Source organism: Niallia sp. Sow4_A1 (assembly GCF_052116745.1).
Lineage (GTDB): Bacteria > Bacillota > Bacilli > Bacillales > Cytobacillaceae > Niallia > Niallia hominis.
In genome coordinates, this window is record NZ_JBQKKM010000045.1 from 33,976 (window position 1) to 39,975 (window position 6,000).

A 6,000-nucleotide genomic window follows, 5' to 3' on the forward strand; every position below is an offset into this window, starting at 1 on the left:
ACCAGTGACTAAAGTCAAAGGTAAATAAAAAAGCCCGTATTCCCCCTTACCTGGAATACGAGCCATTTATTATATTGAATTTTATTTTGAACGCAGTTTTTTCAATCATAGTTTTCCCTGCTTTTCATTTTATTAAATTGTATTATAAATAAGATTAGTGCGATAATCAAGATAAGTATTTGGATAAACTTTACATTAATAAGAAAAGAGGTGAAAATATGTATTCTTTTGCTAAAGTATGTAAGAAACTCGGGTTAGATCGTCAAACAGTACAAAACATGTGTGAAAAAAGAATGTTCCAGGACGCTTATCAAACTGAAAATGGTGATTGGCTGATTCCGGAATATAATTTCATTACCACAAAAAAACATGATGAAAAAGCAGAAGAAATCCTACGGTATATTGATAGAAAAAATCATGGCGGAACGGATGAAACTAAAATACCCTATATTCCGGCAAAAGTAGTCGCTAATCATTATGGGGTTACATTAAAAAAAGTGATAAATTGGATTAATCATGGATACCTTTCTGGAAGGTTAGTGGAAGGAGAATACTTCGTACCAGAAGAGGAGTTTGAATACCTTAAATCGAAAAGAGAGTCAGATGCAACAGAAGAAGAAATCAGAAAGCTCCTTGGTTCCGATTATATTGGAGACTGGGATGTTGAAATTGAGGAATAAGCTACTCAAGATTCCTTCTATGGAAAAACGATTTATATTAGTCTAATCAACACTTTTTCTAAACTGAAAAGAGTTAACTCTTAAATCTTAAATCATTGATTTAGCAACGATTCGCATAGAAAATGTGTTAACATTACCTACTTAATTTCCCCTTTAAATAACAGTTAAGTGTTAACACATTTGGTTTAATAACTATTGAAATACCATTTTTCTATTTCGTTTGTTCCCTAACCGCATTTACCCCATGAAAATCTTTCTATCCTCTTGATACAAGAGTTGAATAATCCTAAAAAGAAGTCTAAATCTGTATGTGTTTCAGACAAAATTTATTTTGTAGTTAATTTATTTGACCATGTATTTGAACTCTATCTTTTCACCTTTTACATCCACTTTCTTTTTCTACCAACCATATTCAAGCCAAGAAGCACACTGTCTAAACTTTTCCGTTCGTGAATTTGACCACCATGTTGGATTTTTTCTAGCAGTTGGTGGTAAATCCTTTTTTATTACATCTTCAATCTCGCTGAAAGTTAGTGTGGTCTGTGTAATGCCTTTTTCCACCAGCTTGTTTAAGTGTTTACTAAGAGGATAATAGTCAGAGGATATACTCATTGCAATCCCTTCTTTCAAGTTTATTGAATGTATGTTAGCACAAAAATTCAATATGCGTAAGTAATGAAAGAGTTGTGAGTTGGTTGTTGTGAATAAGTGTTATACCATCACTTGAAAAGAGATTTCCTTTGACTTAAATATTTGTTCCACTCATCAAATATTTCTTTTTTTCTATCGAGGAAAACAGTGCCTCTAACATAAAGACGACACAAGATATTAAATGCCTTATTATTACCTCCAAATCTTTGGCGAAAGGCATTTCCTTCATTATCGAATTTATTTGGATTAACATCTAACCATTTACATAATCTTGTTAGGAATTCTTCCGTACCAGTAAATGAAACATATACTTGAGGATTGTATGTATTTCTATCAAACTTCTTGATGTTGCCATCTCCATCTAAATATCCCCTTATAAAATCATTTACATATTCTTTTGTTAGTACGGGTTCGTCTGGAAAGGAAAGATTAAGAGACTTTCTAGGTGTACAGCCATTTTTAATTAGATTTTGCACAAATTTTTTATTATGAATAGCAATTCTCTTTGCCTTGTATTTTTTTCCTTTTAATTTTACTAATTTATCATCAATTTTGGCATCTGTTTCAATAAATTTTTTAAACTTCTCAAGATGGTTGACATCTTCGGCTTTTAATCCAAGTTCTAGCACATATCTCCCTTTCCCAAATGTTACAGATCCATCTGCATATAAAAATCCTAGCCAATATGCCTTTTCCTCTGTATCTATGGTTTTAAAGATATCTTCATTTACCTTATACTTTCTAGCTTCTTCAATTGTATCAACCCCCATTTTTTTAAATTCATGTGCCAAGATCGTTCCATCCAGTTTCACTTCTTTTTTTATTTCTTGTAAACTTTTTCCTTTGTTGTATAGTTCCTTTGCCTTCTTGATCTTTTTTGATGTTTCTTCTGATCCATTGGAAGGCTTGGTAGCATTTACTTGTATTCCTTGATCTTTTAAGTGCAAAGAAAATCCTTGTCTACTAAATCCATACTTCTTTGATAATTCTCGAATACTTTTTCCTTCAAGAAACTCAGGGACTGCTTTTTCATATTTTTCATACTTATCATAACCGGAATTTCCTGTTTTAGCTTCTATATCATATCCCTCTTTCTTTAGATAATCAGAAAGCACTTTTCTGTTTACCTTCAAAAGTTTCTCAATTGTCCTTAATGAAAGACCAGCTAAAAACATCCCTTCCCCAATAAATAATTTCTTTGTTGTTTCATCCAATAACTCATAAAAATTCTTCTTCATCTTATTTACTACCTCCATTACTTTTTAAAAAAAGTACATCTCGGAATGATTACTAAATTTACAATAAAACTCTGTTATCAAATTGGACAATTCAAATAATTTTTATACCTATATACTGAATAGAATTTTTATCCTATGGCTATACTAATAATTTTGACTATAGGAAACGGTTAGAGTTTTATTGACTAAGATTTGAGGACAAACACTGTAAAGGATCTCTATTCAATAGCTTGAGTAAACCAACTGAACAAGAACTGAAGTCAGACTAAACCCTTACTGGACAAAGGGTTGGAGGAATATAACATTAAAAAAGCGACTGGATATGGATTGAAATTTGATTGAAAAGTGGGATTGGATTACGATTGGATACCCACAGAATATCGCATAAAAAAACCGAAGGTCTACCGGAAAAAACCTTCGGATTGGGAACATTAATTTTATTTAAAGACCGATAATTATATCTAAGGAACGGAAACTTTTTATTGGGATACTTAGATAGTTGATGTTATTCTTGTTGATCTTTATCTTGATCGTTATCTTTATCTAACTGGTCTATAATCTGATCCTCTATCTCTTCAAATTCTATGTCAATGATGTCTGGCATTTCTCTTTTGATTTCATCCATGTCCTTTTGAAATTCTTGTGTTGAGTAGTTTAAAGAATCATACATTGTATTTCTTAAACGGTTTCCCATTTTAGTCATAGATGTATAAGTTAGACCACCAGAAACTACTCCTCCAACAACAGGAATTACTTTAGAGACCCCTTTTGCAAATGTATCTTTTGTCATCTTAACCCCAATAAGAGCTGCAATTTTCTTAACAATAGGATAGTAGAATGTTTTAGTTAATGCTTTTTGAGGTAGCTTTTTTAATGCCTGTTGTGCCATTTTGGAAGAAACCACTTTTAAGGTCGAAGCAGCACCCCCTACACCAAACATAACACCAAGGAATAGAATCAATTCACTTCTCACTCGCTCCAAGTCTAATTCATCATCATCCCAAAAGTCCCTGTATCCAAACATATAAGCTAGTTCTTGTGATAAACGTAAAGCAACTCCGAAAAATTGAAGGGTGTCGGCAGGAATTGTGGCAGCCATAGCCCACCCACCAGGTAGACCAGCCGCAAACGATGTACCCGAGCTTTGTAACGTTCTTTTATTTACGAGGGATTTTGCCATTCTATTAATTTTGTCAGTACCGATTCCTACTTCTTGTGGTCCTTTATCAATCAAGATAGGGATTTTATCCGAACTTAATTTATCACCGAATGTTTTTACCAAAAATTCTTTTCTATTTACTTTAACACCCGGCATCTTTAAGGCATTTGCTATAATCAATTCGACACTTGTAGACTCTCCATTATTAGCCATGCTATTAACCCTCTTTCATATTAGCGACGTTTTAATATTTATGGTACATTCGTTTCATAATTCAAAGATTTAGATCTTGTATAACTAGACAACCCTATATTCATTTGTTCTGGTGTTTTTCTCTCATACTCTGCAATTTTATCACGAAGGATGGCAAGACAAAACTGGAAATAACCTTGGATTGGAAACATTATTTTCCTTTTGGTACAGAAAAAAGACTGGACCTACTACTAGATCCAGCCCGAATTTGTATTGATGTTGGTTTTAAACAAACGTTTTGATTAATGATTGATAATGGTTCCATACATAGCTCATTTGTGTGCTGCTGTTCCGTGATTCCTTACTGATTGGGTACCGCTATGTGACAGTGGGAACAACCTTTTAGCGTGGGGACGTAGAAAGTAACAGGGGCATAAGTCATAGCTCACTATTACCACATGACCAATATTAAATTTAAAAAAATTTGACCTTAGTTAGAAATTATTTTTTTCTTATTCGTGCATCGTCTTTAAATCGCTGGTATGCTTTACTTTTTACAAATCGTTCCGGATTTTTCCTTATAGCTTCCACGATTTTTTCTTTTTGGCTTTCTGAGATTTTCTCTCTCGATTCTCTAAGGTCCTTAGCAACAGCGAAAAGCTCATTAAACACTGGTGAAGATACAGTATGATTTGGCTCCCCCATATTAAAGAATCCTTTTTCCTCTACTAAAGTATTTTCCCAAACCTCTTCAACAGCCTTTTTTAAGATGGTGACAATTAATATTCCCTGAAGATTTAAAAATACATATGAAGAGTCGGGGTCATGGCTAATATAAGTATAGCCCACAACACTTCCCCCGATGGCAGTATGTAAATCAAACTCACTGGTATCCCCAGACGCTTCCTCAATTGGGCCAAAAAAGAATATATGATTTTCAATGTGACCAAGGTCTTTTCGTTCTCCAAGAAGGAATTCACGCATGATTTTTTCCGCTTCAATTAAAGTATCTAAATCTATAATATTAATATTTTGGTCACGCACAAATTCTATGATATCAAGATAAAGGTTTCGCCAACTGACGGATGTAATGAAGTAATTGAGCCATTGTTCATATTCCACCACTTGGAGATTGTCCGAATGATAGGGATGATAAACTTTATTTGCAAAGATTGTTTCATTTGGACTGAATCTATCCTCACAGACCCCACACAGCATCGCTTGTTTGTCACCGTCCTGAATTACCCTGTTTGGTTGCGATGCCATACGCATATTCCCTGTTGGCGAATTCCTCTTCATTGACCTAAAAACAAATTTTGGGATGATATGGCTTTTTTCTAGTTCCCTTTCTTCCTGACATAATGCACACTTACCCATAAAACCTTCCTCATTTCTTCTTATCCTAGAACAATAAACAGTTCAAAATTGTCAAAAAGTGTTCCACATGAAGATGTTACCCTCTCAAATAGGTACAATAACCATTGTTTTTTAGAAAGAAATTATAAATCGTTTCAAAAAAAGACCGTCTCAGACGATCCTTTTTTAAATAATTCATTCTCTTTAACAGACCTCTCAACGACATTATTACTAAAGACTAGAAAACTTACACATAAAGTAATTGCTTGCAGTACGATTTGTATCCCTTTAAGGCTTGTAAACAGTTCTTTCATAATAACCACCCCTTTATCTTTTATTGTCGAGAGTTGCTCAACTGAGCACGGAACCTGTTCCGTCTGAACAAGCGGGGGAGCCTGTTAAAAAGAATGAATACCTTATTCTACCATTTTCCGAATGTTCCTTCAACAAAACTGCCCGTTACTTTAAGTGAACTTTGTCAATAAGTTCTTGTAAGTACATAACACCACCCTTCATTAATAAATATATTATTGAATAACTTAACCATCTCTATTTAGAGGAAATATTCAGCAAAATAGCTTTTCCCTTTTCTCGTCTTTTTCTTCCTTCTACTATATTCAACTGCCAAAAAGTCCTTCCCCGCTCCATTCTCCCTCTCACTCCCCTCAAACCCTTGCGTCTCTATGTCCCTTCCCTCTTTTCTCGCCTTTTTTCTTCATTCCAT

The 6,000-nt window shown here is 33.9% G+C and carries 7 protein-coding genes; 1 reads left to right on the forward strand and 6 read right to left on the reverse strand.

Features of this window, described 5'->3' with window-relative positions; all coding sequences use genetic code 11:
* The first annotated feature begins 218 nt into the window (after positions 1-218).
* Positions 219-680 carry a hypothetical protein gene (locus ACTQ5K_RS20100; protein WP_441994232.1) on the forward strand — a complete coding sequence of 154 codons (462 nt, stop codon included), beginning with the start codon at positions 219-221 and terminating at the stop codon, positions 678-680.
* A 399-nt stretch (positions 681-1,079) separates the two neighbouring features.
* Here ACTQ5K_RS20100 and ACTQ5K_RS20105 read toward each other — a convergent pair whose 3' ends face one another.
* The 6 genes from ACTQ5K_RS20105 to ACTQ5K_RS20130 all read right to left on the reverse strand — a co-directional run bounded on the left by ACTQ5K_RS20105 (position 1,080) and on the right by ACTQ5K_RS20130 (position 5,590).
* Positions 1,080-1,292 carry a DUF7662 domain-containing protein gene (locus ACTQ5K_RS20105; protein WP_441994233.1) on the reverse strand — a complete coding sequence of 71 codons (213 nt, stop codon included), beginning with the start codon at positions 1,290-1,292 and terminating at the stop codon, positions 1,080-1,082.
* Between the two features lie 107 nt (positions 1,293-1,399).
* Entirely contained in the window at positions 1,400-2,569 is a 1,170-nt protein-coding gene (locus ACTQ5K_RS20110) for a hypothetical protein (RefSeq protein WP_441994234.1), read from the reverse strand.
* A gap of 505 nt (positions 2,570-3,074) precedes the next feature.
* Positions 3,075-3,941, reverse strand: coding sequence for a bacteriochlorophyll 4-vinyl reductase (locus tag ACTQ5K_RS20115; RefSeq protein ID WP_441994235.1), 867 nt, complete (start codon positions 3,939-3,941; stop codon positions 3,075-3,077).
* Positions 3,942-3,979: 38 nt separating this feature from the next.
* Positions 3,980-4,132: a hypothetical protein gene (locus tag ACTQ5K_RS20120; protein WP_441994236.1), complete on the reverse strand. Its 153-nt coding sequence runs from the start codon at positions 4,130-4,132 to the stop codon at positions 3,980-3,982.
* Positions 4,133-4,421: 289 nt separating this feature from the next.
* Positions 4,422-5,186: a hypothetical protein gene (locus tag ACTQ5K_RS20125; RefSeq protein WP_441994237.1), complete on the reverse strand. Its 765-nt coding sequence runs from the start codon at positions 5,184-5,186 to the stop codon at positions 4,422-4,424.
* Positions 5,187-5,431: 245 nt separating this feature from the next.
* The gene (locus ACTQ5K_RS20130; protein ID WP_441994239.1) at positions 5,432-5,590 is read right to left on the reverse strand and encodes a hypothetical protein; all 159 of its coding nucleotides are present in this window, start codon (positions 5,588-5,590) and stop codon (positions 5,432-5,434) included.
* Positions 5,591-6,000: the final 410 nt, after the last annotated feature.

What these genes read in the sequence shown, in the direction of transcription:
- ACTQ5K_RS20100 (WP_441994232.1), top strand. Translation starts at nt 219, where the DNA reads ATGTATTCTTTTGCTAAAGTATGTAAGAAACTCGGGTTAGATCGTCAA.
- ACTQ5K_RS20105 (WP_441994233.1), bottom strand. Translation starts at nt 1,292, where the DNA reads ATGAGTATATCCTCTGACTATTATCCTCTTAGTAAACACTTAAACAAG.
- ACTQ5K_RS20110 (WP_441994234.1), bottom strand. Translation starts at nt 2,569, where the DNA reads ATGAAGAAGAATTTTTATGAGTTATTGGATGAAACAACAAAGAAATTA.
- ACTQ5K_RS20115 (WP_441994235.1), bottom strand. Translation starts at nt 3,941, where the DNA reads ATGGCTAATAATGGAGAGTCTACAAGTGTCGAATTGATTATAGCAAAT.
- ACTQ5K_RS20120 (WP_441994236.1), bottom strand. Translation starts at nt 4,132, where the DNA reads ATGTTTCCAATCCAAGGTTATTTCCAGTTTTGTCTTGCCATCCTTCGT.
- ACTQ5K_RS20125 (WP_441994237.1), bottom strand. Translation starts at nt 5,186, where the DNA reads ATGGCATCGCAACCAAACAGGGTAATTCAGGACGGTGACAAACAAGCG.
- ACTQ5K_RS20130 (WP_441994239.1), bottom strand. Translation starts at nt 5,590, where the DNA reads ATGAAAGAACTGTTTACAAGCCTTAAAGGGATACAAATCGTACTGCAA.